Genomic DNA, 26,624 nt, shown 5'->3' on the forward strand with positions numbered 1-26,624 from the left:
TCCTGAGGGATGGCCGGAACCTAGGCGATGACTGTGACCGCAGTCATCAAAGCCAATGGGCTCGTGACCATAACGCAACGCGGCGTTATGTTTGGCTTAAGCAACGTCACATACCGTAACTTGCGTTCACTCTTTGGACGGCTGCCATAACGTGGTCGTATGACTCCGCGTCGCCGGTTGATCGCCGCAGTCAGCGCCGCCGCTGTCCTCGTCGCGGCGGTCCTGATCTTGCGCCAGACCGATGATCCCGGCGATAACCCCAGCTCAGAGCCCATTCGACTGACGCGCTACGCGGCGGATTTTGTCAAGTTGCCGTCTCAACACGCCGCACCCGATCCGCCGTCCTCCGTTTGGAGCAGCGACGGCAGGATCCAGTGGACGCCCGTGCCCGGCGCGGCCGGGTACGAGGTTTTCGGCAGGCTCGTCGCGTCGCCGGAGATCGCTGGAAAAGGCCGGGCCGACGTGCGGGCCGTGGACGCGTTCGGCCAGCGCTCGATTCCCGTCCGGGCGGAAGAACGCCCTGGTGACGACACGTGGCGGAGGGCCTTCCTCGGCTCGGTGGACGACTTCGAGGACACGTTCCTGGAGCGCCGCTACCACTTCAGCGGCCGCCGCGGCTGCGTGAACCCGAGTTCTGGGTCCGGGGGCCGGTTGGTGATCGACATGCCGTGCGGGAACGACACGGCGGTGTTGCGCGCACGGTCGCTGTTGCAGCTGACCGAGGCCGATGAGCTGGGTCGGGTGGCCGTGGTGACGGACGCAGCCGGGCCGCGCGGGAAGCTGGTGCTCGACCTCGTTCCCGGGACTCCGGACAGCGTCGGACCCATACCTCCCGCTGATGCGATTCGCGTCGTCGTGGACGACTCGGTTGCGCCAGGCACACGCGGTGCGGGCGTTCTGCATCGATTCGAAGTAGTGCTGACACGGTCCGGTGTGCGCGTTCTGCAAGACGGCACGCAGATCGCCGCGTCGTCCGTCGTGCCGCAGTGGCGTGAGGCGAGTGTGCTGATCGGCATGACGCCACAGCCGGCCTATCCGGGCCGCGTGGTGATCGACACGGTGGGCCTGACCGGCTCCGTTCGCCAGTCCGTGCCCGAGGTGACCGAGACACCGGTCATCGCGGGAACTTTGCGCGTGCTGGAGCCCGACGAGGAGGCGCCGGGCATTGGCGTGGCGCGCGCACCGTTGCGTGGGGCCCCTTCGGCGCGACTACGGGCAACGATCCGACTCGGCGACGGCGGTGACGTGAACGGACTGGTCGCGCAGCTCGGGTCCGAGCGCGTGCCGCTGCGGCCGGTGGTGAGCAACTGGTCCGGGGCAGAGGACAGCGAGCTGACGGTCCAGGGCGACGTGCCCGCGTCGTTGCTCGGACAGGCAGGACCGGACGCCCTGACGCCGTTCGTGCTGCGCATGCCGGGCGCGTCGCAGGCCCAGGTGCTGGAGAGCTACCTGGAGGTGCCGGGCGAGTCGCCGGAGAAGCTGGAGATCGCCCCGGACGAGCCCGCGCCCGTTTTGCCCGTCCTGACGGCTGAGTTCACCGCTGTGACCCCGAACGAGGCGACGCTGGTGGTCACACTCGATGCCGCTGCGGCGCGATCAGTGGCGCCGATAGCGGGCTTTGAGGTGTACGTGGACAGCGGACGGGTGGCAACGCTGCCGATGCCCGGCGGGATCGGTGGCCGGCACGAGCTGCAGCTCTCGCTGAAGGGCAGCCACAACGTCGAAGTCCGCCTGCGCCCCGAGAACCCCGAGGCGCAGACGGACTCCGCGTGGGTCGAGCTCAGCCGAAGTTCTCGATGACGGCCTCGGCGACGGCCTTCATCGTGGTGCGGCGATCCATGGCGGTGCGCTGCACCCACCGGAACGCCTCGGGCTCGCTCAGACCCTGCTTGGTCATGAGGATGCCCTTGGCCCGCTCCACGATCTTGCGCGTCTCCAGGCGCTCGGTGAGCCCGGCGACCTCCTGTTCGAGGGCCGCGAGCTCGTTGAACCGGCTGATGGCCAGCTCGATCGCGGGCACCAGGTCCCGCTTCGCGAACGGCTTGACCAGGTACGCCATCGCACCGGCGTCGCGGGCGCGTTCGACCAGGTCGCGCTGGCTGAACGCGGTGAGGATCACGACCGGCGCGATCCGGTTGCCCGCGATGTGCTGCGCCGCCTCGATCCCGTCGACCTTGGGCATCTTGACGTCCAGGATCACCAGGTCGGGGTTGAGCTCGGTCGCGAGCTTGATGGCCTCTTCACCATCAGCGGCCTCACCCGCCACGTCGTAGCCCTCTTCGCGCAGCATCTCGACGAGGTCGAGACGGATCAGCGCCTCGTCCTCGGCGACGAGGACGCGCGGGGCCTTGCGCGTGGCTTCGGCTTGGGCCTCGGCAGCCTGCTGGGTCACCGGGGTCCTCCTGACGATTGTTCCTGCGGGCGAAAGCGCAGTCTACCGGCGGGCAGACCCCTGATCAGGCTCGGCGGCCGTGACGGCAGACACGAACTCCTCAGGCCACGGATACGTGCGCATGGCCTCGTCGACGTCCTCGGTGGGCGCTTCGGTGCGGCGGAGCGTGATCTCCCGGCTCGTCCCGCACTCCGGGTGGGCGAGCCTCTCCCCGATCTCGTCCTCGGCAGGACCACCGGCCCACTCGACGAACCACGCGGTTCCCATCGGAAGTGCTCGCAGCCAGCTCGCGTCATGCCACAGGTGTACCCGGCGCAGTAGAGCGCTCCCAGTGGCCGCTTCTGCCGTTTCCTCGTCGCTGCCGCCGCCGTCGGCGTACTCGACGCCGCGGAACTCGTGCATCCAGCGCACGTACCGCATGCCGAGGTCCCAGGCGTGCTCGTCGACGCCGACGAGCACCACTCCCGCGTCCCCCGTGGTCAGTTCGGCCGAACGCCGGTACTGCTGGTGCCGCAGGCCTGCGACGCCCATGCCGTAGCCGGCTTCGGTGCGTGGCAGCAGCTCGAACAGCAACGGGCCGAGCGCGCGGTCGTTCAGGTGGAGCTTGAGGGCCTCCCCCGGCTCCACCGTCTTGAACGCGTGCGCAGGCCTGATGATGCTCGCCGGCGGCATCAGCTGGAGCATGCTGGCCGCGGTGCAACCCGCGAGCAGCACCTTGGCTTCCAGTTGCCGCTGGGCCGCGGTGGTGGCGTCGGGCAACAGCTCCCCGGCGCGCACGGCCGGCACCGCCTGGGAGAGGTTCTCGCCGGTGTAGGTGCGCCGCAGATCGGCCAGCTGGTCCGTGTTGGACAGACGTGCCATGACAGCAGTCCTCGTTTCCGCCGCCCGGCTCGGCACGACAAGGACGCATGTGTCACGCGTCTACGTGGTCGGTTCGCTTCGGCGAGCAGGAGTTCCTGAACACTGCGGCGGAGTGTGCCGCTCGTTGCCGGGGAGCGGCTCCAGCCTCACGTCTGCTCGGACGCCACCAACCACGTTACCGGACCGCTGCACCCGGTTTTTCAGTCGGCGCCCACGATGAGCTTGTACTTGACGTCGACCTCCTTGCCGCCGGCCGAGCCGCGGATCTGCAGCTCGTGCTCGCCGGACGCGGGCGCGTTGATCCACGCGTACAGGCCGCAGCCGACCGAGTTGACCCGGCCGACCTGGGCGCCGAACGGGTTGCCCGCCCGCGCCTCGTAGGTGAACGGCGTGGCGGAGACCCTCGTCAACGCCTGCGTGGAGCCGTCCATCAGCACCTCGCCCTGGGCGTTCTTCATGAACCGCTCGCACTCGGCGACGTCGCTCGCGAGGTTCACGACGGGCGCGAGCAACGGCTTGTCGGCCGGCACCCGGCACTGCCGTTCCACGGGACCGTTGCCGAGCGAGCCGGCGAGGAGCCAGACCTCGACGGGCTGGTCGCGCATGCAGAACCGGCCGGAGGTGTCCGACACCGGGTTGCTGCCGGCGGGCTGGGAGGCCCACGTCCACCAGCGCGCCTGGAACTCGCTCGGTGTCAGCTTGTCCGATGTGGACGTTTGGGGAGCCGGGGGTTGCGTCGCCATCTGCGCGTTGCCTCCGCATCCGGCTAGCAGCAGAACACCTAAGAACAGCAGGACTTTCCTCACTGATTCTCGCGTCCCTTGCGTCGTTGTTCCTCCGCGCGCTCACGGCAGCGCCGCAGGAACTCCTCGTCGTCGTCAGCACTGGTGGCCGCGAACCGCCCCGGCCGGTTGTACTCGGGAAAAGCAGAAGCATCGCGCTCGTACGCACCGAGGCGCGCGCGTCCGGTCCCCACCACCGGACGGCCCGCCACGAGCCACGCGATCGAGCCCACCAACGGGAACAGCAAGACCAGAAGAAGCCACAACATCTTCGGCAGATGACGAACTGAGCCTTCGTCGGTCGTGATCACATCCACGACGGCGAAGATCGTCAGACACAACATCACCACTCCGAACAGGCCACCGAAGTACAGCATCTCCTACCCCCAGGTCGTGCGGTCGCGCACATCGTGACACAAGGGGCCACGCCCTGAACATGGTTGGCCCTTCAATCACCAGCCCAATTCGCACAGTCATGAAGTTCACGGAAACAAGAGCGGCAACCTCGTCTTAACAGGCGCATTTCCTTCCGCCATTTCCGCACCGGCACGACCTGCGACGACGTCACGGCTGGTAGCAGTCATACCTGAGGTGGAATTCGACTGGCCACGCGGGTCGGGCAAGCATCGGTGACCGGTTCGCGCGCTCAGCTGAACAGATCTGCCGCCATGGGCCGACCCGAGCAACCAATTCACCCCAGAGGGTGAAAAGACGCGGTGGCTCGGGTCGAATTCCGGGTGCGCCGCGACACCGGCCCGGGATTCGGCTTGCTCGATTCCGTACGCGGCCTGATCGAACCGCGGACACTTTCCGCGAGTCGATCCCGCCGCGAGTACCGGAACGTTCACACGAGCCGTGCCGCTGGTGAGGCTGAGCACCAGACCTGCTGCACGACCGTTGCCGCCGTCGTAAGCGAGCCTTAGCGTCGAACCATGCCCAGGGGAGCCGAGAGTCTGCTGGAAGTGCTGGCCGCGCACGACGTCGAGGTCGTGTTCGGCCTGCCCGGCGTGCACAACCTCACGATCTGGGAGGCACTCGAGAAGCACAAGAGCATCCGCATGATCGGCGTGCGGCACGAGCAGACGGCGGTCTACGCGGCCGATGGCTACGCACGCGCGACGGGCAAACTCGGTGTGGCGGTCGTGACCACCGGGCCTGGCGCGGCGAACACGCTCGGCGCCACGGGCGAGGCGGGGGCATCGGGCAGTCCGGTGCTCGTGATCGCGACGGACATCCCGTCGACGCTCCGGCAGCCTGGCGTGTACCGGGGCGTGCTGCACGAGACGCGCGATCAGAAGGCGATGTTCGGGCCGGTCACCAAGGCGTCGTTCGACGTACCGGCCGCGCACGAGCTGGCTGCGTACACCGACAAGGCGGTCCAGGCGGCGACCCAAAGCCCGCACGGCCCGGTTTACCTCGGTGTACCAACGGATTTCCTCTCCGCCGACGCACCGAACCACGCGCCGACGAAGGTTGCCCAGGCCCACGCCGTCCCGGACCTCACTGAGGCCGAGAAGCTCATCGCCCAGGCTGCGCGGCCGTTGATCTGGGCGGGCGGCGGCGCGGCGCGGTCGGGCGCGGGTGCCGCGGTGGGGGCGTTGGCGCGCAAGCTCAAAGCGCCGATCGTCACCACGTACGGGGCGCGGGGGCTGACGGACAGCCAGTACGTCGTACGGGGACCGGTGCACGCACCGCCGGTCGGGAAGTTGTGGGACGAGGCCGATCTGGTGATCGCCATCGGCACGGACTTCGACGGCATGATGACGCAGAACTGGTTGCAGCCCAAGCCACCTCGACTGCTCGCGATCAACATCGACAAGGCCGAGGCCAACAAGAACTACGCCGCGGACGTCACGATCGAAGGCGACGCCGCGGTGGTCACCGAGGCGCTCGCGGCTCGAGTGGCCGACAAGGAAGCTGCCGTCGACGTCGAAGCGGTCAACGCGGAAGTCCAGGCGTTGGTCGAGGCAGACTCCCCCGAAGCCGCGAAGTTGTTGCAGGCGCTGGCAGGTGAGCAGGCCACGATCGTCGCGGACATGTGCATCCCCGGCTACTGGATCGGCGGCTTCCACCACGTCACCAAGCCGCGCGGACTGGCGTACCCGGTGGGGTGGGGCACGCTCGGGTTCGGCTTCCCGGCGGCGATCGGGGCGGCGGTCGACGGCCGGACCATCGCGGTGGTGGGCGACGGCGGGTTCCTGTTCGCGTGCGGCGACCTCGCGACGTTGCGGCAGGAGAACCTGCCGCTGACGATCGTGCTCGTCGACGACGGCGGGTACGGCATGCTGCGGTACGACCAGCAGATCGCCGGCCACGCCATCAGCGGCGTGGACCTGACGAGGCCCGACTTCGCGAAGCTCGCGGAGAGCTTCGGGATTCCCTCGGTCACGCTCGACGGGTTCGACGGGCTGCCGGAGGCGTTGGCCAACTCCAACGGGCCCAACATGATCGTCGTCAACGCGGGTCTGAAGCCGCCGGTCAACACTTCACCCCGCTGGTATCGCAAAACGACCACTTGATCAAAGGTCTGCTCGGTACCGTCCGGCCCATGAGACGTGGGCTGGGGATCGTGCTCGCTGTGCAGGCAGTGGTGCTGACCGCGTTGTCAGGACAGTACGGGTTTCACCGCGACGAGCTCTACTTCATCGCGGCGGGCAAGCGGCCCGACTGGGGCTACGTGGACCAGCCGCCGATCACGCCGCTCCTCGCCCGCCTCGGCACCGAGCTGTTCGGTGCGACGCCGGTCGGCCTCCGGGTGATCGCCACGCTCCTCGCGCTCGCCATCACGGTCGTGGTCGCGTTGATCGCGAAGGAGCTCGGCGGCGGCGCGGTCTTCGCGGCCGCCGCGTCGGCCACGTCGACGTTCGTGCTCGCGGTGAGCCACATGCTGTCGACGGCCACCGTCGACCTGCTGATCTGGGTGCTCATCGGGTACTTCGCGGTCAAGCTGCTGAAGACGCGAGACGGCCGCTGGTGGCTCGCACTCGGCGCGACCGCGGGGGTCGGGCTCGCCAACAAGTGGCTGGTGCTCCTGCTCCTCGCCGCGCTGGCGGTCGCGTTGCTCATCACCGGGCCGCGCGACGTCTTCCGCACCTGGTGGCTGCCGGCCGGAGTGGCGGTGTGCGCGGTGATCGCCGCGCCGATCGTGATCTGGCAGGCGCTGCACGGCTTCCCGTTGCTCACGGTCGCGCGCGGCATCAGCGAGGACGACGGCGCCGAGAACCGCATCATGTTCATCCCCATGCAGATCCTGATGCTGTCGCCGTTCCTGGTACCGGTGTGGGTGGTCGGCTTCCGGAACCTCTGGCGCGACAGGACGTTCCGCTCGCTCGCGCTCGCCTACCCGGTGCTGTGCGTGCTTTGTCTCGCAGCAGGCGGCAAGCCGTACTACGCGGTACCGCTGCTCCTCGTGCTGGTGGCCGCGGGCGCCCGCCAGAGCCAGGAATGGTTGTTGCGCCGCAAGGCCCTCGGCGGCGTGCTCGTGGCGTTGAGCGTCGCGCCCACCCTCGTCGGCTCACTGCCGATCCTGCCGGCGAGCGCCCTGGCGCCGGTCATCGCCATCAACCCCGAACAGGGTGAGCAGGTCGGCTGGCCCGAGTTCGCGGGCACCGTCCAGAAGGCGTGGCAGGCGAACGGCCGCCCCATCGTCATCACCCGCAACTACGGCCAGGCCGGCGCGATCGAGGCCTACACGAACATTCCCGTGTACTCCGGTCACATGTCCTTCTACGACTGGGGACCGCCCCAGACGTTGGACAAGAAGGTGTTGCTCGTCGGATTCAGCAGGTTGCCGTTCGACGGGTGCAGGCGCGTGGCCGAGCACCGCAACGTCATCGAGAACGAAGAAGACGGCACGGAGCTGTGGACGTGCACGGCCCCAGCGGGAACATGGGAACAAATCTGGCCGACACTCCGCCACTACTACTGACCACTTAGGACACTGGAGCACTCGGTGACCCGAACCTGGCCCACCAACCTCGCCACGGACGAAGGCGTGCTCGCCTGGGAGTTCCTGGACTTCCTGCGCAAGACCGCCGTAATGAAGGTCGACGGGCTGACCCGCGACCAGGCCGCAGCCGCCCCCATCCCGACGTCGCCGAAGCTCACCGCACTCGGCGTGCTCAAGCACCTGATCGCAGTGGAGCGCTACTGGCTGGGCATCGCGGGCGCGGGCCTGGACCTGCCGTCGCTGTGGGAGGGCAACCCCGACCCGTCGTGGAATCTCACCGACGACGACACACCTGAGTCGCTCATCCAGACGTACCGCGAGGAATGGTCAAACGCCGAGGAGCTCAAGAAGCTCGACCCCGACGCGACGGCGGCCGACGGCGAACGCACCGTGCGGTGGATCCTGGCCCACGTCGCGCAGGAAACCGCGCGCCACGTCGGCCACCTCGATCTGCTCCGCGAACTGGCAGACGGGCAGACCGGCGAGTAGCCGAACGCTCAGTCCTCGCCCGGCCAGAGCGGGACCAGCGGTGCGACCACGCCGTCGAGGGCGTTGTCGACGATCGCACCCGCCAACGGCATGAGGGTTGCCCGCGACCAGAGGAGGCGCTCGCGCAGTGCCGGCAGTGCCAACGAGGCGGCCGCCTGCTCGATGACCTCCTGCCGGTCGTGGTGCAGGCACCTGACCAACGCCTCGGCCGCCGAGCCGACCTGGACGCCGGACTTCGCAAGGCGCCTGATCGCTGCGGCCGCTTCGGTCCGGACCCACCACTTCGCGTCACGCAGGCGGCCGATGATCGGCGGAAGAGCGGCCGAGTCGGCGGTGTCGCCCAGAGCCATGACCGCTATCTGGCGGCGAGTGGCGAGCCAGTGGGTGGCGTCCGGCGTGATGCGCTCGACCGGGTTGGCGTTGCGCAGCCTGGTGATGCCGTAGAGCCAGACCCACGGGCTGCGGTAGACCTCGTGGCCGAGCCAGCGGCGGATCGGGCCGTCGGTCGCCTCGTAGAAATGGCGGAGCGCGTACCGCGGGTCGCGGTACGGATCGCGTTCGGCCAGCACCCGGCAGAGCAGCGGACGTGCCGGGCCCGCGTCATCGAGGCTGTCCAGGATGATTTCCTCGACCAGCGGTTCGTTGCTGTCGATCAGAATTCTGATGTGCGCACGCAGATCCGGCGAACCCCAGTCCCGGATCCCAGCCAGCGCCCCATCGCTGCTGAGTTCCCCCATTTCTCCATCATGGCTGATATATGTAGCCGCCCACAGCGTTTTGGCAAACTTCATGGAGAGCGTTTACCGCGTCACGCAGCAGCGGGTTGGTATTCGCGGTGCGGTGGACGACGTGCACGTGCCTGCGCAAAGGCTTGTGACGCAACGGCATTGCGTGCGTGCCCGGTAGCGCTTTGTACCCGAGCGCGGGCACCAGCGCGACGCCGACACCGGCCGCGACCAGGGACTGCACGACCTCGTAGTCGTTGCTTCTGAAAGCAATTTTCGGCGCGAACCCAGACGCCGCGCACAGTCGCGTCAGGCAGGTGGCACCGGATGTGCCGTCGCGTGACGCGATCCAGCGTTCGTCTTTGAGATCTTCGAGTTTGACGTTGCTTTTCGCGGCCGGGTGCTCAGCCGGCACCATGATCAGGAGCGACTCGTCCAGCAACGGCAGCACCGTCAATTCTTCCGGCCAGCTCTGCGGCACGAGGTCGTACGCGTAGACCAGCGCCAGGTCGAGCTCGCCGGTCAGCACCAGCGGCAGCACGTCCTCCGGTTCGGCCTCGTCCAGGCGGATCTCGGCGTCGGGCAGGTCCGCCGACAGCTTCGCCAGCGCCCTGGGCACGACCCGCGAGCTCGCCGTCGGGAACGTGCCGATGCGCAGGCGGCCGCGCAGGCCCTGCACCATCGCCTTCACCTCGTGCTCGAAGCCGTCGAACGCGGCGAGCAGCTCGCCACCGCGATCGGCGATCAGCAGCGCCGCGCTGGCCGGCCTGATCGAGTGCGCCTCACGTTCGAACAGCGACACGCCGACCGCCCGTTCGAAGGCCGAGATCTGCTGCGACACGGCCGACGACGTGTAGCCGAGCCGACGAGCCGCCTCGGCGAAGGAACCCGTCTTCACGACCTCGACGAGCGTGCGGAGATGCACCGGGTTGAGCACCAGGACAGCTTATGCTCGACGTCGCGAGGTTTCATTCTGCAACCCCTGGCGGAACCACCGGGTAACTACCAGGGTGGGATGCATGGCCTATGTCTCCACGAACCCGTCGAACACCTCCGACGTGGTCACCGAGATCGAGCTCGGGACCAGCCGCACCTTCGTCGACGCAGCACGGCGGGCGAAGGCGGCACAGCGCGCGTGGGCCCGCGTGCCAGCGCCCGTCCGAGGACAGGTCATCGGCAACATCGGCAGGCTCGTCGAGGCCAACTTCGAGCCGCTCGCCCAGCTGGTGACCCGCGAGATCGGCAAGCCGATCGCGGAGGCACGCGGCGAGGTGCAGGAGATCGTGGACACCTGCAACTTCTTCGTCGGCGAGGGCAGGCGCCTCTACGGGCACACCGTGCCGTCGGAGATGGCGGACAAGCAGCTCTTCACCTTCCGCAACCCGGTCGGCGTCGCGGCCATCATCACCGCCGGCAACTTCCCGGTCGCCGTGCCGTCCTGGTACATCATCCCGGCGCTGCTGTGCGGCAACTCCGTCGTGTGGAAGCCCGCCGAGTACTCCGCCGCGTCCGCCCAGGCCTTCTACGACGTGTTCCAGGCCGCCGGCATTCCGGGCGGCGTGTTCGAGATCGTCTTCGCCGAGGGGTCGGAGACGTTCAACGGACTGGAACAGGCGCTGCAGGAGGGCCTGGTCGACAAGGTCGGCTTCACCGGGTCCAGCGAGGTCGGCGTGCGGATCGGCGAACTGTGCGGGCGCCACCTCCAGACGCCGTGCCTGGAGCTGGGCGGCAAGAACCCGATGGTCGTCACCGAGGACGCGGACCTCGACCTGGCCGTGCAGGGTGCCTTGTTCGCCGGCTTCGGTTCGGCCGGCCAGCGGTGCACCTCGCTCGGCACGGCGATCGTGCACGAGTCGGTGTACGACGAGTTCCTGTCCCGGTTCGTCGCCGCCGTCGCCGCCGCCACCGTGGGCGACCCGACCGGCGATGTCCTGTACGGACCGTTGCTCGACGAGAAGTTCGCGCTGGCGTACGAGAAGTACCTCGGCTGGGTCGGCGAGCACCACACGGTGCACGGCCCGACCGGCCGCATCACGGATTCCAGCCCGCGCAACGGTTTCACTGGTGCGAACGGCTTCTTCTACCACCCCGCAATCGTTTCCGGTGTGCGTGCCGACGACGAGCTGTTCCTCCAGGAGACGTTCGGCCCGATCGTCGGCGTCATGAAGTACTCGGACCTGGACGAGGCGATCGAGCTGGGCAACAAGCCGGGCTACGGCCTGTCGTGCTCGATCTACACCACGGACCCGAACAAGGCCTTCCGGTTCCGCGCCGGCATCTCCGCCGGCATGGTGAGCGTCAACAACTCGACGTCCGGGGCCGAAGCGCACCTGCCGTTCGGCGGAAACGGCAAGAGCGGCAACGGCTCCCGGCAGTCGGGCGTGTGGGTGCTCGATCAGTTCACCCGCTGGCAGTCCATGAACTGGGACTACTCGGGGAAGCTGCAGAAGGCGCAGATGGACACGCTCGAGATCGGGGCGAACCTTGACTTCCGCCTCGCCTGAGCTACCAAATCAGGCCGAGGTCGTCATCATCGGCGGCGGGGTCATCGGCACGTCCATCGCCTTTCACCTCGCCGAGGTAGGCGTCCGGGATGTTGTGGTCGTCGAGAAGGACGAGCTGGGTTCCGGCTCCACCTGCAAAGCGGCGGGTGGAGTGCGCGCCCAGTTCTCCGACGAGCTGAACATCAGGCTCGGTGCCCGATCACTCGAAGCGTTCCAGCGCTTTCCGCAGCGTCCCGGGCAGGAGATCGATCTCCACCAGGTCGGCTACCTGTTCCTCCTCTCTTCTCGGGAACACGTCACGGCGTTCGAGCGCAACGTCGACCTCCAGAACTCCCTCGGAGTGCGCAGTCGAATGCTGACTGTCGAGGAAGCGCAACGGATGTCGCCGTTGATCGAAACGGACGGCCTGCTCGCGGCGACCTACTCGCCGGACGACGGACACTGCACTCCGGAGTCCGTGGTCCTCGGTTATGCCACCGCGGCCCGCCGGTTCGGTGTCCGTTTCCACACCAGAACCACCGTGAGATCGATCGTAGGGACGGGGTCTGACACTTTTCGCGTGCAGACCGACCGCGGCGAGGTTTCGACGCCGAATCTGGTCTGCGCGGCGGGAGCCTGGTCAAGATCGATCGGCGAGATGGTGGGCGTTGACCTGCCGGTTTCTCCCCTGCGGCGGCAGATCATGTTCACCGAACCCATGCCCGAGCTACACGATCGGGTGACCCCCTTCACCATCGACTTCGGCAGCACCTTCTACTTCCACCGCGAAGGCCCCGGGCTGCTGTTCGGCATGTCCGATCCGGACGAGACGCCGGGCTTCAAGCTCGGCATGTCCGACGCGTGGCTGCCCAGGCTGACCGCCGCGATCGAACGGCGGGCGCCGCGACTGCTGGACGTGGGCGTGCGCAACGGGTGGGCCGGGCTTTACGAGGTCACGCCCGACCACAACGCGCTGATCGGCTCGGTGGGCCGGTTCTTCTACGCCACCGGGTTCTCCGGGCACGGGTTCCTGCAGGGCCCCGCGGTCGGGGAGGTCGTGCGCGACCTCGTGCTGGATCGCGAGCCCTTCGTCGACGTGTCCAGTTTGGACGCCTCCCGGTTCGCCGCCGACCAGGCGCGGCCCGAACTCAACTGCGTGTGAGGGAATGATGGACGTTCTCCAGCTCATGGACGAGTGGGGACCTGAGAAGGTCGTCTGCGTGTCCGACCGGCGCACCGGCATGAAGGGTGTGCTCGTCATCGACAACACCGCGCGCGGCATGGGCAAGGGCGGCACGCGGATGAGCCCCGGCGTGACCGTCGCGGAGATCGCCCGGCTCGCGCGCGTGATGACCTGGAAGTGGGCGGGCGTCGACCTGTTCTTCGGCGGGGCGAAGGCGGGGATCGTGTTCGATCCGTCGTCCCCTGACAAGGAAGCGGCGCTGCGTGCGTTCGCGCGCAAGCTCTCCAACGAGGTGCCGCGGGAGTACGTGCTCGGTCTCGACATGGGCCTCACCGAACGGGACGCCGCGATCGTCCAGGACGAACTGTCGGACCGCGGCGCTATGATGGGCGCACCGGCTCAACTCGGCGGTCTTCCGTACGACGAGCTGGGCGTCACCGGGTTTGGCGTGGCCGAGGTGGCGGACGAACTGATCTCGTTGCGCGGCAAGCGCGTCGCGATTCAAGGGTTCGGTGCGGTTGGTGCCGCGGCAGCCCGACGCTTCACCGAACTGGGTGCAGTCGTCGTCGCGGTGTCGTCGGTGCACGGCGCGTTGGTGGATCCCAACGGCCTGGATGTGGCCCGGCTGCTGGACTTGCGGGCGTCGTCCGGTGATCTGGCGGTCAAGGAGTACGGCCCGGTGCAGGCACTGGGTGCCGAACTCCGGGCATCGTGCGACGTGCTGGTGCCGGCCGCGTTGCAAGACGTGATCGACGCGGATCTCGCGGGCGAGCTCGCCGCCACCCTGGTGGTCGAGGGCGCGAACCTGCCGACTTCCGTTGCGGCGCAAGAGGTGCTGGCCGCACGCGGGATCACGGTCGTGCCGGACTTCATCGCGAACGCCGGTGGCGTCGTAGCAGCGGCCTTCGGGATGGACGCGCGGTACTCGCCGTTCCCGGTGAACCCGGCGACGGTGCTGGACGCGGTGTCGCAGAAGCTGAGGGCGAACGCGTCGCACATCGTCGCAGCAGCCCGAGATCGTGGCACCACAACACACGTGGCTGCGCGCGAACTGGCGCAGGAACGCGTGCTGGCCGCGATGAAGCTGCGGGGGCGGGTCGCATGAGCTCGCCCGACGGCGCCACGAACGACGCGGCAGCCGAGAGCAGCGCCGAAACACCAGCCCGGTCGCTCGACGGCGTCGTGATCGCGGACTTCAGCCGGGTGCTGGCCGCCCCGTACGCGACGATGATGCTGGGCGACCTCGGCGCCGAGGTCATCAAAGTCGAACAGCCGGGCCGTGGCGACGAGACCCGCACCTGGGGCCCGCCGCACTTCGAGGGCGAGGCGACGTACTTCCTGTCCGTCAACCGGAACAAGACGTCCGTGCAGATCGACCTGTCGACCGAGGCAGGCCGGGAGCAGGCGCGCGAGCTGATCGCGCGCGCGGACGTGGTGGTCGAGAACTTCAAGCCGGGCACCATGAAGAAGTTCGGGCTGGACTACGAGTCGGTGGGGCGTGCCGACCTCGTCTACTGCTCGATCTCGGGGTTCGGTTCGGGCAAGGGCGCGGACCTGCCCGGCTACGACCTGCTCGCGCAGGCCGTGGGTGGGCTGATGAGCGTGACCGGGCCCGGTCCGGACGCGCCGGTGAAGACCGGTGTGGCGCTGGTCGACGTGCTGACCGGGTTGCACGCCTGCGTCGGCATCCTGGCGGCGTTGCGGCACCGGGAGGCGACCGGGCAGGGGCAGCTCGTCGAGCTGGACCTGTTGTCGGTGTTGTTGTCCAGCATGGTGAACCAGAGCGCGGGCTTCACGCTGGCGGGCTCGGTGCCGGAGCCGATGGGCAACCGGCATCCGTCGATCGCGCCGTACGAGGTGTTCCCGACGGCTGACCAGTCGATCGTGCTCGCGGTGGGCAACGACCGGCAGTTCCGGCGGCTGTGCTCGGTGCTCGACGTGCCGGAGCTGGCCACGGACGAGCGGTTCGTGACGAACTCGGCGAGGGTCGAGCACGTCGACGAGCTGTTCGAGCTTCTCCAGGCGCGGCTGCGGACGCGTCCGGCGCAGCACTGGTTCGAGACCCTGACACCGCTCGGTGTGCCGTGCGGTCCGGTGAACGACATCGCGCACGCGTTCGCGTTGGCCGAGTCGCTGGACCTCAACCCCACCGCGACGATCGGTGACATGACGCTCGTCGCGAACCCCATCCGCCTGTCGCGCACGCCGGTCACCTACCGGCTGCGCCCGCCGAAGCTGGAGCAGTGAAGTGCAGGACCCGTTGCAGTTGCTGGACATCCCGTCGTTGCTGAGCGACGAGGAGCGCGACATCCAGGCCACCGTCGCGGCGTACCTGTCCGATCACGTGCGGCCGCACATCGCGAACTGGTTCGAGGAGGGCGTCCTGCCGCGCGAGCTGGCGCGGGAGCTCGGCAAGCTCGGGGTGCTCGGCATGCACCTCGAGGGGTACGGGTGTGCCGGCACGTCGGCGTTGGCGTACGGGCTCGCGTGCCTGGAGCTGGAGGCCGTCGACAGCGGGATTCGCAGCTTCGTGTCGGTGCAGGGCTCGCTGTCGATGTACTCGATCTGGAAGTACGGGTCGGAGGAGCAGAAGCAGGAGTGGCTGCCGCGGCTGGCCGCCGGTGAGGCGATCGGTTGCTTCGGGCTGACCGAGCCGGACTTCGGCTCGAACCCGTCGGGCATGCGCACGCGAGCCGTCCGGGACGGTGCGGACTGGGTGCTGAACGGCACCAAGATGTGGATCACCAACGGCGGCCTGGCCGACGTGGCGACCGTGTGGGCGCAGACCGAGGAGGGAATTCGAGGATTCCTCGTTCCACGCGGGACGCCCGGATTTTCGACGCAGGACATCAAGCACAAGCTGTCGATGCGAGCATCCGTCACCTCCGAACTGGTTCTGGAGGACGTGCGACTGCCGGAAAGCGCGCGACTGCCCCTCGCGACTTCCCTGCGCGCTCCCCTTTCGTGCCTGAACGAGGCGCGTTTCGGGATCGTGTTCGGAGCCGTCGGCGCGGCGCGGGATTCGTTGCAGGCGGCGCTGGAGTACTCGGGCACGCGCATCCAGTTCGACAAGCCGATCGCCGCGTTCCAGTTGACGCAGCGGAAGCTGGCGAGCATGTCCGTGCAGGTCAGCAACGCGATGCTGCTGGCGTTGCACCTCGCGAAGCTCAAGGAGGCCGGCACGTTGCGGCCCGAGCAGATCAGCATGGGCAAATACAACAACGTGGAGTCGGCCATCGCGATCGCACGGGAAAGCCGGACGATCCTCGGTGCGAACGGAATCTCGCTGGAGTACTCGCCCTTGCGGCACGCCAACAATCTGGAATCGGTCCTCACCTATGAAGGCACTTCGGACATCCATCTGCTATCCATCGGCCACGCGTTGACCGGAATCACCGCATTCCGCTGATCGTTCGCCTTATCCTGCACTCGCCGTCGAACGCGGGTTGGAGGATGCCCTGCCGGAAGAGACAAGCAGCCGCAGTGACGCGCGCCGCAACCGCAAACGACTGCTGGACGCGGCCACGCACGTGCTGCGTGCTGAACCAGCAACGGCGACGATGCACTCGATCGCACGTAGGGCCGCGCTCTCGCAAGCAACGGCGTACCGCCACTTCCCGTCCGTGGAAGCGCTCATCGAGGCCTACCACGAGGACGTCATAGCGTCGTTGGCCGCGCACGGTGAACGATCGCGCAAGGGCGGCAAGGAGTTGTTCGAGCAACAGGTCGCGCGCTGGGTGAAGATGCAGAACGTGCACGGTCCGGTGATCGTGCGGTTCTGGTCTCAGCGCGGCTTCCTGGAGCGCATGCAGTCGGCTGACGCGGTGACAACGTTGTCTTGCCAGGCCTGGGACCGATCCCTGCGCGAGGTGCTGATCGATCTGGCACTGCCGGACGCGTTGCTGTCCGTCGCACAGTTCCTGTGCCACGCGTTGTTGGACCCGAGAGAGATCATCGACCTGAAGAAAGCCGCCGGACTGCCTGACGAGCAGGTGGTCCGGCGGCTCTCGGATGCGTTCTACGGGGCGTTGCGCGGGTGGGCCTTGTCAGGCTCAGACCCCGAGGGGAAGCACCCACTTCAGCTCTGACTTGATGTTCGGGCGGCCGTCCAGCGGGTTCTCCCCCGCGATGCCGCCGGCCGCGATCTTGTCCAGGGTCTTCAGGCCCTCGGGCTGGATCTGGCCGAACACGGTGTAGTTCGGGCGCAGGATGCTGTCGCTCTGCACCAGGAAGAACTGCGAGCCGTTCGTGTCCGGGCCGGCGTTGGCCATCGCCAGCGTGCCGCGCGGGTAGATGCGACGCAGGCCCGTCGGGTCGTTCGGCGCCGGCTTCAGGTCGGTCGGCAGCTCGTCCTCGTACTTGTAGCCGGGGCCGCCCTCGCCGGTGTTCGACGGGTCGCCGCACTGCAGCACCTTCAGCGTCGGGTACGCGGTGAGGCGGTGGCACTCGGTCTTGTTGTAGAAGCCTCGAAGTGCCAGGTGGATGAAGCTGTGCGCGGTGCACGGCGCCTTGGTGCGGTCGAGCAGGAGCGGGAGGTCGCCCTGGTTCGTCTTGACCTTCACCATGACCTTGCCCTTGGTGAACCACGGGTCGTGCGGAACGGACACCGGACGAGCGGGAGGTTCGTCCGGTGTCACGGTGTAACCGCAGTCAGGGCGTGCCTGTGGTTGCGCGGACGCGGTTCCGGTCGTGATGAACCCAACGGCCAGTGCCGCCACTGCCAGACCAGCTGCGATTCGCCTCATGCGCGTTTCCTAGTGGAGCTGACAGTAACCCGGCAAGGTTTAACGGATCACTTAGTTGTCCGTGTCCTCGGTGATCTCGTACTCGCAGGTGGCTTCCTTGCCTGAACTCGAGATCTCCTTCTCCTTCTCGACGCGGAGCTTGCAGGTGACCTGGTTGTCCGACTTGACCTTCAGGGTGATCTTGCCGAGCGCGTTGGCGAGCATGCCGCGGTTCTTCAGCGGCAGGTCCACGGTTTCGGCCTCCGACGTACCACCGGGCACGTTGAGCGTCATCTCGGCCTTGCCGGTGCCCTCGATGTCGAAGAACGCCTCGTAGGTGTAGCTCTTGGGGGCGCACGCCGTGAGCGCCAGCACGGGAACCAGCAGGAGGAGTTTGTTCATGGCTCGAATTCTGGTGGTGGGCTCACGCCGGAACTTCTGGCTGCGGACTGGTTGTGGGTCCTACTTTTGGCCGACCAGGCGGGACTCCCACGCCCAGGCGGCGATCTCCACCCGGTTACGAGCGTCCAATTTGGTCTGAACGCTCGCCAGATGCGTCTTCACGGTGCCGATGGAGATGAACAGCTCCTGCGCTATCTCCGCGTTCGTCTTGCCGATGGCCGCCAGTTTCACGACGTCGAGCTCGCGCGCGGAGAGGTTGTGCGGCCGTTGGGGTGTCGGCGCGTTCATGTGTTGCAACAACCTGACGGTGATGGACGGACTGATGAGCGCATCACCTGTCACGGCCGCGCGAACCGCTTCGATGAGTAGGTTCGGGCCGGCGTCCTTCAACAAGAAGCCGCACGCGCCATTCTTCAGCGCTGTGTGTACGTACTCGTCGTGGTCGAACGTCGTGCACACAACTACGTGGACGTCGTTCGCGATCTGTTTGAGCGCTTCGAGTCCGTCCATGCGGGGCATGCGGATGTCCATCAACGCGACGTCCGGCTTGGTGCGGCGTGCCTCGGTGACGGCCTCCACGCCGTCCTGCGCCTCCGCCACGACCTCGATGTCGGGCTCGGCGCCCAGAATCATGCCGAACCCCGTGCGCACCATCGCCTGGTCGTCCGCGACGAGAACCCTGATCACGCGGTCGCCTTTCCGGTCGGGAGTGCGGCGTCGACGACCCAGCCGCCGTCAATGCCTGGCCCCGCCTTGATCCTGCCACCGAGCGACTGCACGCGTTCGGTGAGTCCGATGAGTCCGAAGCCGTTGCCCTGCCTCGCGCGCTTGCCGTCGTTGACGATCCGGACGGTGACCCAGTCCGGTGAGGTCTGGATCTGCACGTCCACTTTGGTCGCTTCCTGGGCGTGTTTCCTGATGTTGGTCAACGACTCCATGACCACGCGGTGGACGGAACTGGCGACCTCCAGCGGCATGTCCCCGGTGTCGCCGTGGATTTCGAGAGTCGCTCGCGGTTCGGCCTCGACGAGCGGCTCGATGTCGACGATGCCCGCGACCGGCGCCACCGGGGCGTCGTCGCGGAGCATGCCGACCATGCGGCGCATCGCGGTCATGGCCTCGCCACCGGCCTCCTCGATGCGTTCGAGGGCCTGCTTCGCCTGTGCCGGGTTGCGTTCGACGATCCGGCTCGCACCCTGCGCCAGCACCACCATGCCGGTGATGTGGTGGCCCACGAAGTCGTGCAGGTCCCTCGCGAACTCGGCCTTCTGCTCGGCTTTGACGGCCGCGACCTGCTTCTCACGGGCGTTGCCCAGCAGGCGGAGGTAGCCGACCAGCGCCAGCACGCCGGTGGCGACGACGAGCAGGCCCATCGCCAGGGTCAGCTCGGTGGGACCGAGCGGGTACCGCACTGGCTGGGTGACCAGCGCGATCAGAATCCAACCGAGCAGCGGCGCGTCCCGCCACGACTTCGCGCGCTGGGCGGTGACCGCCAGCACGCCGGTGAGCGCCAGTCCCTCGGCCAGCCCGAACTCCTTCTCCAGCGGGTTGACCAGTGTGAACGTCAGGCACGCGGTGGCGGCCACCGCGGCCACCACCCGGTTGGGACGCAGCCAGGCCAGCGCGGGCAGCAGGACGCACGCCAACGCGGCCCAGCCGGTCCACGGGTACAGGCCGGGTGAGCGGAACAGGCCGTAGTACCAGTCCACGAACGCGGCGGCGACCAGGGCGGCGATCGCGCCGTACCTCCAGAGCATGGCCATGACCTTATGCACTCGCGAGGGCCGCGCAGATCGGCCGAAAGACAGAGGCGGGCCGTGCCGGAGAGGGAGGTTCGTGCTCGTCATCTGCCGTTTTCTGGTTCTCGTGAACAACTTCGCTTCCGCTGCGGTCGACCTCGTGAAGGTGTACGGCTCCGGCGACACCGCGGTTCGAGCACTCGACGGGGTGACCGTCGGGTTCCGGCCGGCCGCCTTCAGCGCGATCATGGGGCCGTCCGGCTCCGGCAAGTCGACTTTGATGCACTGCCTGGCGGGACTCGACACCGCCACGTCCGGGTCTGCGCTGCTGGGCGGAAAGGACCTGACCCGCCTCTCGGACAACTCGCTGACCCGCGTGCGGCGGGATCGGATCGGGTTCGTGTTCCAGGCGTTCAACCTGCTGCCGACGCTGACGGCCGAGCAGAACGTCCTGCTGCCGTTGAACCTCGGCGGGCGGCGGCCAGACCGCGGCTGGTACCGGCAACTGGTCGAGGTGCTGGGGTTGTCGTCCCGGCTCGCGCACCGGCCGTCGGAATTGTCCGGCGGGCAGCAGCAGCGCGTGGCGTTGGCACGTGCCCTGGTCACGCGGCCGGACGTCATCTTCGCCGACGAACCCACCGGAAACCTGGATTCGAGGGCGTCAGTGGACGTCCTGAACCTGTTGCGGCAGGCGGTGCGGGAGTTCGGGCAGACGATCGTGATGGTCACGCACGACGACAGGGCCGCGTCCTACGCCGACCACGTCGTGCGGATGGCCGACGGACGCGTGGTGCAGGCGGTCGCGGCATGAGGAAGTTCCTGCCCGTGCTGTCGATCATGATCGCGGCGTTCTTCGCCTACTCGACGGTGCTCGCCAAGGACATCACCGAGCGTTCGCTCGCGGTCAAGGCCGCTCAGCTGGTCGAGGTGTTCGTGCTGCTCGGTGCGTTCGTGACGGTCGCGATGATCGTGGCGGCGTTGGTGTCGACCTCGACGTTCCGCATCGTGTTCGCGCAACGGATGCGGGAGCTGGCTTTGCTGCGAGCCGTTGGTGCTTCCCGTGCTCGCCTGGCCCGTGGACTTGTCGTCGAGGGAGCGATGACCGGGCTGCTGGCCTCGATCGCCGGGGTCGCGCTCGCGGTGGGGGCCGGGCAGCTCGTGCCGTTGTTCGGACTCGTGGCACCGGGATTCCCGCTGACACCCGCGCTGGTGGTGGTCTTCGGGTCGTTCGTGCTGACGACGCTGGCCGTGCTGGCGCCTGCGTGGTCCGCGGCCAAGGTGTCACCGTTGGAGGCCCTGCGGACGTCAGCCGTCCAGGACACCAAGAGCCGCATCGGCGGTGTGCGCTGGGTGCTCGGCATCCTGCTGGCTTCGGGGGCAGGCGTGCTGTTGGTCAACGTCGCCGCCGAGGGGCTCACAACCAAGCAGCGGCCCGCCGGGATGACCGAGGACCTGTTGCTGCGCACCACGATCAGCGGCACGTTGGCTTTCGGCGCGCTGATCACCCTTGGTCCCGCGTTGATCTCACCGGTGCTCCGGCTGATCAGCATTCCGTTGCGGCGCAGCACCATCGGGACGCTGGCGGTGAGCGGAGTGGGTGGGGCACCGCGGCGGGCAGCATCGGTCACGGCGATCGTGGCGCTCGGTGTCAGCCTCATCATCGCCACCCTGACCGGCGCGAACACGTTGCGGGGACTGAGCAAGGCCGAGATGGCGAGCGCCTACCCGGCCGATCTGGAGATCACCGGGCCGGTCGACGTGCGGGCGCTGCAGGCCGCCGGGCTCACCGAGGTGCTGTCCTACCGGCGCACCGAGATCACCGTCAACGGACGGCTCACCATGCAGGCCACCGACCTGGACATGAACAAGCTCCGCGACCTCACCGACTTCAAGGTCGACACCGGCGCTTTCCGCCACATGGGGCCACACAAGGTCATCCTGTCGACCTACACCGCGAGCAGGCTCGGCGTGGCGGCGGGCATGGAGGTCGACGTCAACGGTGTGCGGATGACGGTGGCGGCCACGGTGTTCGGCGGTGTTCCGCTTGGCAGCGCGCTGTTGCACCGGTCCGATGTGGAGGGTGACCCGATCGGCGCGCTCGCCAACGGTGCAAAGGAACGCGTGCCCACCGGGTTCGAGGTCGAGTCGCTCACGGACCGCCGGCTCGCTCAGGAGAACTGGTTCACCACATTGGTGGCAATCGCGATCGGACTGCTGTTCCTGACCGTGTTGATCTCCGTGGTGGGGGTAGCATCGACCACGGCGTTGTCGGTGCTCGAACGGACTCGAGAGTCCGGGTTGCTGCGCGCGATCGGCTTGACCCGCAAGGAACTGGGGCGCCTCATCACGACCGAGGCCGGCCTGTACGGGATCGTCGGCGCGTTGCTCGGGCTCGCCATCGGGATTCCCTACGCGTGGCTTGCGATCATCTCGCTCGGCATCGAGTGGCCGTTGCAGGTGCCGGTTTTCTCGGTCGGCGTGGTCGTGCTCGCTCTGGCCGCACTCACAGCAGGTGCGGGGCTGCTGCCTGCCCGTCGTGCGGCGCGCGTGAGTCCGGTGGCGGCGCTTCACTCGATCCAGTGAGGTGTGCCGGGTACCAGACCGGGTACCCGAACTGCATCGGGAGGTGATGCAGTCGTGGGCTTCGATGAACTCAAGAACAAGGCGAAGGACCTGGTGGGCGAGCACGGCGACAAGGTCGACCAGGGTGTCGAGCGCGCGGGGCAGTTCGCCGACGACAAGACCGGCGGCAAGCACAGCGAGCACATCGACAAGGGCGAGGACAAGCTCAAGGAAGGCCTCCGGAATTTCGGCTCCCAGCAGTGATCGCACGGAACCGGTACCGGAGAAAGTGATGCCTCCTCACCGTTGACAGGCCTGCCACCATCATCCGTGGGAGCGCTCTCACGCGCTCGTTCGGAGGGTTGGCAATGAGGCTCACTCGACAACGAACATCCATCGCCTTGGCAGCGGCCAGCGTGCTCACGGTGAGCGCGCTGGTCGCTGTCGCTCAGCAGACCAACGCCGCGCTTCCACCTCCCCCTGCCGGGTGGACGCAGGTGTTCGGCGACGACTTCACCGGGCCGGCGAACTCGTTGCCCAACACCGGAAACTGGCGGTTCTCCCTCGGCCACGGCTATCCGGGCGGACCGGCCAACTGGGGCACCGGCGAGATCGCCGCGCACACGAACAACCCAGCCAACGTCTCACTGGACGGCGGCGGGAACCTGCGCATCACGCCGCGTCGTGACGGCGCGGGCAACTGGACGTCCGCACGCATCGAGACCAACGCGCAGAACTTCAAGGCGCCCAACGGCGGCATCATGCGGATGGAGGCGCGGATCCAGATGCCGAACGTCTCCGGTGCCGCCGCGTTGGGGTACTGGCCGGCGTTCTGGGCGTTGGGGTCGCCGTATCGCGGGAACTGGTGGAACTGGCCCGGTGTCGGCGAGTTCGACATCATGGAGAACGTCAACGGCGTCAACCGCGTGTGGGGCGTGCTGCACTGCGGTGTCTCGCCGGGCGGGCCGTGCAACGAGAAGAACGGCATCGCGAACAGCCGGTCGTGTCCCGGTGTCTCGTGCCAGGGCGGCTTCCACACGTACCGGTTCGAGTGGGACGCCTCGACGGCACCGCAGCAGCTGCGCTGGTACGTGGACGGCGAGCTGTTCCACCAGGTCAACCAGAACCAGCTGCCCGCGGACACGTGGAACCAGATGACCGGGCACGCCGGGTACTTCATCATCCTGAACGTCGCGATCGGCGGCGAATTTCCCGACAACTACTCCGGCACGCGGACACCGGGTCCGGGCATCGTGCCGGGCATTCCGATGGTCATCGACTACGTCGGCGTGTGGACGCGGGGCACAGGCGGCGGACCGACGACGACCACCACTCCCCCGCCGACGTGCGGACCGCTGCTGTCGCAGAACCGGCCGACATCGGCGTCCAGTGTGGAGAGCGGGAACCAGGCGGCGGCGTTCGCGGTCGACGGCTCGACGTCGACGCGCTGGTCGTCGGCCCACAGCGAACCGCACTGGTGGCAGGTCGACCTCGGGTCGTCGCGTGCCCTGTCCCGCGTGCGGATCAACTGGGAGGCCGCGTACGGCCGGGCGTACTCGATCCAGCTGTCGGACAACGGCAGCACGTGGCGGGAGGCCTATTCCACGTTCACCGGCTCAGGTGGTGTGGAGGACATCGGAGTATCCGGTACCGCGCGCTACGTGCGGTTCAACGGCACCCAGCGGGCAACCGTCTACGGGTTCTCGTTCTGGGAGTTCCAAGTGTTCGGGGCCTGCGGAACCACCACAACGACGGAACCTCCCGGCGGCGGCGCATACCCAGCGTGGGCGTCTGGGACCAGTTATGCGGTTGGTTCGCGTGTGAGTTACGCCGGATTGGACTATCAGTGTCTGCAGGCGCACACGTCGATCGCCAGTTGGGAACCGCCGAACGCGGCATCTCTCTGGCAGCGCGTCTGAATCACTTCCGCGATCCCGGCGGCCCGGTTACCGTCGTTCGCCGGGATCGCGGAGGTGAAGGTGGATCCGAGCGGGGTGACAAGAGCTGCACGGCTGACCGCATTAGCCGCGTTGTGCCTGGTCACCGTCGTTTTACTGCTTCCGGCGGCCATCAGCGTGAGCACCGGCGGCGCTGTGCCGGCGTTCTTCGGCGAGTTCGGCCGGTGGTTGTGGCCGGCCGTCGGCGTGATGGTGCTCGTCGCGATCGGTCTCGCGCTCTGGGAACGCGTGCGCGGTCACGAGACGAGCAACCGCACCGCCGCCCTCGGCCGGGTCGAGTCGCGCGTGAAGGCGTTGCTGGCGTCCTCGTTGGCCGCACAGACGCAGATCAAACTGGGCGTGCTGCGGCAGCCGAAGCTGTCCGTGCGCGTCGAGGGTGAGGAAGTCTCGTCTTCGGACCTGGAAGCTGTCTACGACCGTCTCGGCCACACCATGGTCCTCGTCGGACCGGTCGGCAGCGGACGGTCGACGTTGTTGCGCGCACTCTGCCTGGTGTTGGTCGAACGTGCACGCAACGACCCGGAAGCGCCGATTCCGGTTGTCGTGGACTTGGCGACGTGGCGTGCATACGGCACGCGCAAGCCGACCGAGTTCACCGCCTGGCTGCTGCGCGAGATGAACCGCCGCTACGGCATCAGCCGCTCAGCGGGCACGATCTGGCTGCGCCGCGAGCGGGTGGCCGTGCTCATCGACGGCCTGGATGAGGTGCCGCGCGTCGACCGTGCGCACTGCGAGTCCGAGCTCGCGCCGTTCGCGTCGGTGGTGTGCTCGACCGCACCGATCGAGAACCTGCCCACGGTGCACGTCGAACCGCTGACACGCGGGCAGGTGCTGGAGTACATCGCTTCGGTCAGCCCACGTCTCGACAGCTTGGAATCGGCGCTGACGCCGGACATCTGGGAGCAGCTCGACTCGCCGCTGGCGTTGAACCTGTTAGCGCTGACCCATCTTGATCGTCAGGTCGACACGATCGGCACCGACTTCGTCGGCTCGTTCGTCGTGGAACGGCTGTCCGCCCAACGCGCTGCGGGCCCGACCATCCGCGCGTTGAAGTTCCTCGCGCGGTTGGACCGCCCGGACCTCGGCGCACCCGTGCACATGCCGCACCGCCGTGCGTGGCTTCCGCTGCTGCCGACGCGACCGTTGTGGTTGTTGTTCGTGCGCGCGGTGCCTGCCGCATATGCCGGTGGTGTGTGTGCCGTGGCGTTTCTGACGGGACTGCAACTCGGTTTGTGGCCGGCGTTGGTGTTCGCGGTCGCGGCTTCTTCGTTGCTCGTGCTCGTGAACAGACTGCCGCGCGTCTTCCACCCGCCCGGCCGCGCGCACGGAATTCTGACCGCCGCCCTGGGATTCCTGGCCGGTGTGTTCGCCGGACTGCTGGTCGGCCTCGCCGGATTGTGGCTCGGTGGCATTGGTACGCCTTGGCCCTACGCCGTGGCCTACGTCTTCGTTGTAGTGGCGTCGTTCTTCTTGGCGCTGGGCTTCGTGCCGGGCGACGCGTCCATTCCGTGGTCGGTGCTGATCGCCGCCGCGCCGGGCGTGTCGATGATCTGGACCGGCCCGTACGTCGTGTTGGCCGGTATGGGGATCGGCTTCTCGGCGGGTGTTGCGGGCGGGGTGTTCGCTGCCGCCGTGGGACGCGTGTGGCGCACGGTGCGCCCGGGACAACAGCAACGCATGCACTGGGGGCGGCCGTGGTGGGTACAGCCGGCGATCCCTGTGCTCGGATTGGTCGGTGTGCTGGGTGGCCTGGGAGCGATGGGATCTTGGGGCACCGCACTGGGCGTGGCGCTCGGGTTGATGGTGACGCCAACCGCCGCCCGTGACTACGTCTGGCCGTTCGACGCGCTCGCCGAGGTGGCCGCGGAAGGACTGACGCGCCCACTGTCGTTGGGCGAGTTGTCGTTCCGGCGCAAGGCTTTGCTGCACCTGGCCCAAGATCGCCTGCTGCTCACCCGCGTCGACGGCGAGTACCGGTTCGCGCACGTGGCCCTGCGTGACCACCTGGCGTGCTGTGACCCGACCGCGCTGGTTCGCGCCACGCGTCGTTGAACCTTCCCTCTCTGCGGGCCGTACGGCCTGACAGAAAGGTCGGGTGTTGCGCATGCGCTGGACGAGGGGCTGGATCGCGGCCACCGGGGTGTTCTCGGTCGTCGCTGCCGTCGGGGGTACGGCCTTCGCCCTTGCGGGATCAGAAACTCCTGCTTCCCAGTCGGGGGTCGCGGGTAAAGAGGTGTGCGGAGGGCAGCCGCTGAGTTTCGTCGACTCCGCCGGCCCCGCCGCGGTGCTGTCGGATCAGTTGCCGGTCGGGACTTCTTTGCGGGTCACCAACCTCGCCAACGGGCGTGCCGTGACGCTCGCGGTTGGCGGGGTTT

At 67.9% G+C, this 26,624-nt stretch carries 25 protein-coding genes; 15 read left to right on the forward strand and 10 right to left on the reverse strand.

Annotated features, from left to right (window positions below):
* The first annotated feature begins 309 nt into the window (after positions 1-309).
* Positions 310-1,800 (forward strand): hypothetical protein, encoded by a 1,491-nt coding sequence (locus tag DI276_RS37760; RefSeq protein WP_157985196.1) that lies wholly within the window; start codon positions 310-312, stop codon positions 1,798-1,800.
* Here the strand turns inward: DI276_RS37760 and DI276_RS37765 are convergent.
* The 4 genes from DI276_RS37765 to DI276_RS37780 all read right to left on the reverse strand — a co-directional run bounded on the left by DI276_RS37765 (position 1,781) and on the right by DI276_RS37780 (position 4,412).
* Positions 1,781-2,392: an ANTAR domain-containing response regulator gene (locus DI276_RS37765; RefSeq protein ID WP_112272730.1), complete on the reverse strand. Its 612-nt coding sequence runs from the start codon at positions 2,390-2,392 to the stop codon at positions 1,781-1,783. The two genes, DI276_RS37760 and DI276_RS37765, sit on opposite strands and share 20 nt — an antisense overlap.
* A 42-nt stretch (positions 2,393-2,434) precedes the next feature.
* A complete protein-coding gene (locus tag DI276_RS37770) occupies positions 2,435-3,253 on the reverse strand; it encodes a hypothetical protein (protein ID WP_112272732.1) in 819 nt (272 codons plus the stop codon).
* A gap of 200 nt (positions 3,254-3,453) precedes the next feature.
* Positions 3,454-3,996 (reverse strand): signal protein, encoded by a 543-nt coding sequence (locus DI276_RS37775; protein ID WP_157985197.1) that lies wholly within the window; start codon positions 3,994-3,996, stop codon positions 3,454-3,456.
* Between the two features lie 59 nt (positions 3,997-4,055).
* Entirely contained in the window at positions 4,056-4,412 is a 357-nt protein-coding gene (locus tag DI276_RS37780; RefSeq protein WP_112272736.1) for a PLDc N-terminal domain-containing protein, read from the reverse strand.
* 555 nt (positions 4,413-4,967) lie between these two features.
* Here DI276_RS37780 and DI276_RS37785 point away from each other — a divergent pair.
* From DI276_RS37785 to DI276_RS37795, 3 genes are read left to right on the forward strand one after another with little or no spacing between them, the layout of a single operon-like run.
* Positions 4,968-6,554 (forward strand): thiamine pyrophosphate-binding protein, encoded by a 1,587-nt coding sequence (locus tag DI276_RS37785; RefSeq protein ID WP_112272738.1) that lies wholly within the window; start codon positions 4,968-4,970, stop codon positions 6,552-6,554.
* 29 nt (positions 6,555-6,583) lie between these two features.
* Positions 6,584-7,963 (forward strand): glycosyltransferase family 39 protein, encoded by a 1,380-nt coding sequence (locus DI276_RS37790; RefSeq protein WP_112272740.1) that lies wholly within the window; start codon positions 6,584-6,586, stop codon positions 7,961-7,963.
* Positions 7,964-7,987: 24 nt separating this feature from the next.
* Positions 7,988-8,473, forward strand: a complete 486-nt coding sequence (locus DI276_RS37795) for a DinB family protein (RefSeq protein ID WP_232837200.1) — start codon at positions 7,988-7,990, stop codon at positions 8,471-8,473.
* A gap of 8 nt (positions 8,474-8,481) precedes the next feature.
* Here DI276_RS37795 and DI276_RS37800 read toward each other — a convergent pair whose 3' ends face one another.
* Together DI276_RS37800 and DI276_RS37805 are read right to left on the reverse strand one after the other, a co-directional pair.
* The gene (locus DI276_RS37800) at positions 8,482-9,210 is read right to left on the reverse strand and encodes a HEAT repeat domain-containing protein (protein ID WP_157985198.1); all 729 of its coding nucleotides are present in this window, start codon (positions 9,208-9,210) and stop codon (positions 8,482-8,484) included.
* Between the two features lie 7 nt (positions 9,211-9,217).
* On the reverse strand, positions 9,218-10,135 hold the full coding sequence (locus DI276_RS37805; protein WP_112272742.1) for a LysR family transcriptional regulator: 918 nt from the start codon (positions 10,133-10,135) through the stop codon (positions 9,218-9,220).
* An 82-nt stretch (positions 10,136-10,217) separates the two neighbouring features.
* On the opposite strand from DI276_RS37805, the gene DI276_RS37810 reads away from it, so the two are divergent.
* The 6 genes from DI276_RS37810 to DI276_RS37835 are packed head-to-tail and all read left to right on the forward strand — an operon-like array spanning position 10,218 to position 16,952.
* A complete protein-coding gene (locus DI276_RS37810) occupies positions 10,218-11,702 on the forward strand; it encodes an aldehyde dehydrogenase family protein (protein WP_112272743.1) in 1,485 nt (494 codons plus the stop codon).
* The gene (locus tag DI276_RS37815; protein ID WP_112272744.1) at positions 11,683-12,843 is read left to right on the forward strand and encodes an NAD(P)/FAD-dependent oxidoreductase; all 1,161 of its coding nucleotides are present in this window, start codon (positions 11,683-11,685) and stop codon (positions 12,841-12,843) included. Before DI276_RS37810 ends, DI276_RS37815 begins: the two co-directional genes overlap by 20 nt.
* Before the next feature lie 4 nt (positions 12,844-12,847).
* Positions 12,848-13,969, forward strand: a complete 1,122-nt coding sequence (locus DI276_RS37820; protein ID WP_112272745.1) for a Glu/Leu/Phe/Val family dehydrogenase — start codon at positions 12,848-12,850, stop codon at positions 13,967-13,969.
* The gene (locus DI276_RS37825) at positions 13,966-15,111 is read left to right on the forward strand and encodes a CaiB/BaiF CoA transferase family protein (RefSeq protein WP_112272746.1); all 1,146 of its coding nucleotides are present in this window, start codon (positions 13,966-13,968) and stop codon (positions 15,109-15,111) included. The genes DI276_RS37820 and DI276_RS37825 overlap by 4 nt, the downstream gene beginning before the upstream one ends.
* 1 nt (position 15,112) lies before the next feature.
* Positions 15,113-16,273: an acyl-CoA dehydrogenase family protein gene (locus DI276_RS37830; protein WP_112272747.1), complete on the forward strand. Its 1,161-nt coding sequence runs from the start codon at positions 15,113-15,115 to the stop codon at positions 16,271-16,273.
* Positions 16,274-16,310: 37 nt separating this feature from the next.
* On the forward strand, positions 16,311-16,952 hold the full coding sequence (locus DI276_RS37835) for a TetR/AcrR family transcriptional regulator (protein ID WP_112272749.1): 642 nt from the start codon (positions 16,311-16,313) through the stop codon (positions 16,950-16,952).
* Here DI276_RS37835 and DI276_RS37840 read toward each other — a convergent pair.
* From DI276_RS37840 to DI276_RS37855, 4 genes are read right to left on the reverse strand one after another with little or no spacing between them, the layout of a single operon-like run.
* Complete coding sequence (locus DI276_RS37840; RefSeq protein ID WP_112272751.1) at positions 16,917-17,609, reverse strand: peptidylprolyl isomerase; 693 nt, start codon at positions 17,607-17,609, stop codon at positions 16,917-16,919. The genes DI276_RS37835 and DI276_RS37840 overlap by 36 nt on opposite strands.
* 51 nt (positions 17,610-17,660) lie before the next feature.
* Positions 17,661-17,990, reverse strand: a complete 330-nt coding sequence (locus DI276_RS37845) for a hypothetical protein (RefSeq protein WP_112272753.1) — start codon at positions 17,988-17,990, stop codon at positions 17,661-17,663.
* A 60-nt stretch (positions 17,991-18,050) separates the two neighbouring features.
* Positions 18,051-18,677 (reverse strand): response regulator, encoded by a 627-nt coding sequence (locus DI276_RS37850; RefSeq protein ID WP_112272755.1) that lies wholly within the window; start codon positions 18,675-18,677, stop codon positions 18,051-18,053.
* Positions 18,674-19,747, reverse strand: a complete 1,074-nt coding sequence (locus DI276_RS37855; protein WP_157985199.1) for a sensor histidine kinase — start codon at positions 19,745-19,747, stop codon at positions 18,674-18,676. The genes DI276_RS37850 and DI276_RS37855 overlap by 4 nt, the downstream gene beginning before the upstream one ends.
* A gap of 109 nt (positions 19,748-19,856) precedes the next feature.
* On the opposite strand from DI276_RS37855, the gene DI276_RS37860 reads away from it, so the two are divergent.
* The 5 genes from DI276_RS37860 to DI276_RS37880 all read left to right on the forward strand — a co-directional run bounded on the left by DI276_RS37860 (position 19,857) and on the right by DI276_RS37880 (position 26,301).
* On the forward strand, positions 19,857-20,540 hold the full coding sequence (locus tag DI276_RS37860) for an ABC transporter ATP-binding protein (protein WP_232837201.1): 684 nt from the start codon (positions 19,857-19,859) through the stop codon (positions 20,538-20,540).
* Positions 20,537-22,312 (forward strand): FtsX-like permease family protein, encoded by a 1,776-nt coding sequence (locus DI276_RS37865; RefSeq protein WP_112272760.1) that lies wholly within the window; start codon positions 20,537-20,539, stop codon positions 22,310-22,312. The genes DI276_RS37860 and DI276_RS37865 overlap by 4 nt, the downstream gene beginning before the upstream one ends.
* A gap of 54 nt (positions 22,313-22,366) precedes the next feature.
* A complete protein-coding gene (locus tag DI276_RS37870) occupies positions 22,367-22,555 on the forward strand; it encodes an antitoxin (RefSeq protein ID WP_112272762.1) in 189 nt (62 codons plus the stop codon).
* 161 nt (positions 22,556-22,716) lie between these two features.
* Positions 22,717-24,210: a galactose-binding domain-containing protein gene (locus DI276_RS37875; RefSeq protein WP_157985200.1), complete on the forward strand. Its 1,494-nt coding sequence runs from the start codon at positions 22,717-22,719 to the stop codon at positions 24,208-24,210.
* A gap of 75 nt (positions 24,211-24,285) precedes the next feature.
* On the forward strand, positions 24,286-26,301 hold the full coding sequence (locus DI276_RS37880) for an NACHT domain-containing protein (protein ID WP_157985201.1): 2,016 nt from the start codon (positions 24,286-24,288) through the stop codon (positions 26,299-26,301).
* Positions 26,302-26,624: the final 323 nt, after the last annotated feature.

The sequence above is a fragment of the Lentzea terrae genome (assembly GCF_003265345.1).
Taxonomy (GTDB): domain Bacteria; phylum Actinomycetota; class Actinomycetes; order Mycobacteriales; family Pseudonocardiaceae; genus Lentzea; species Lentzea terrae.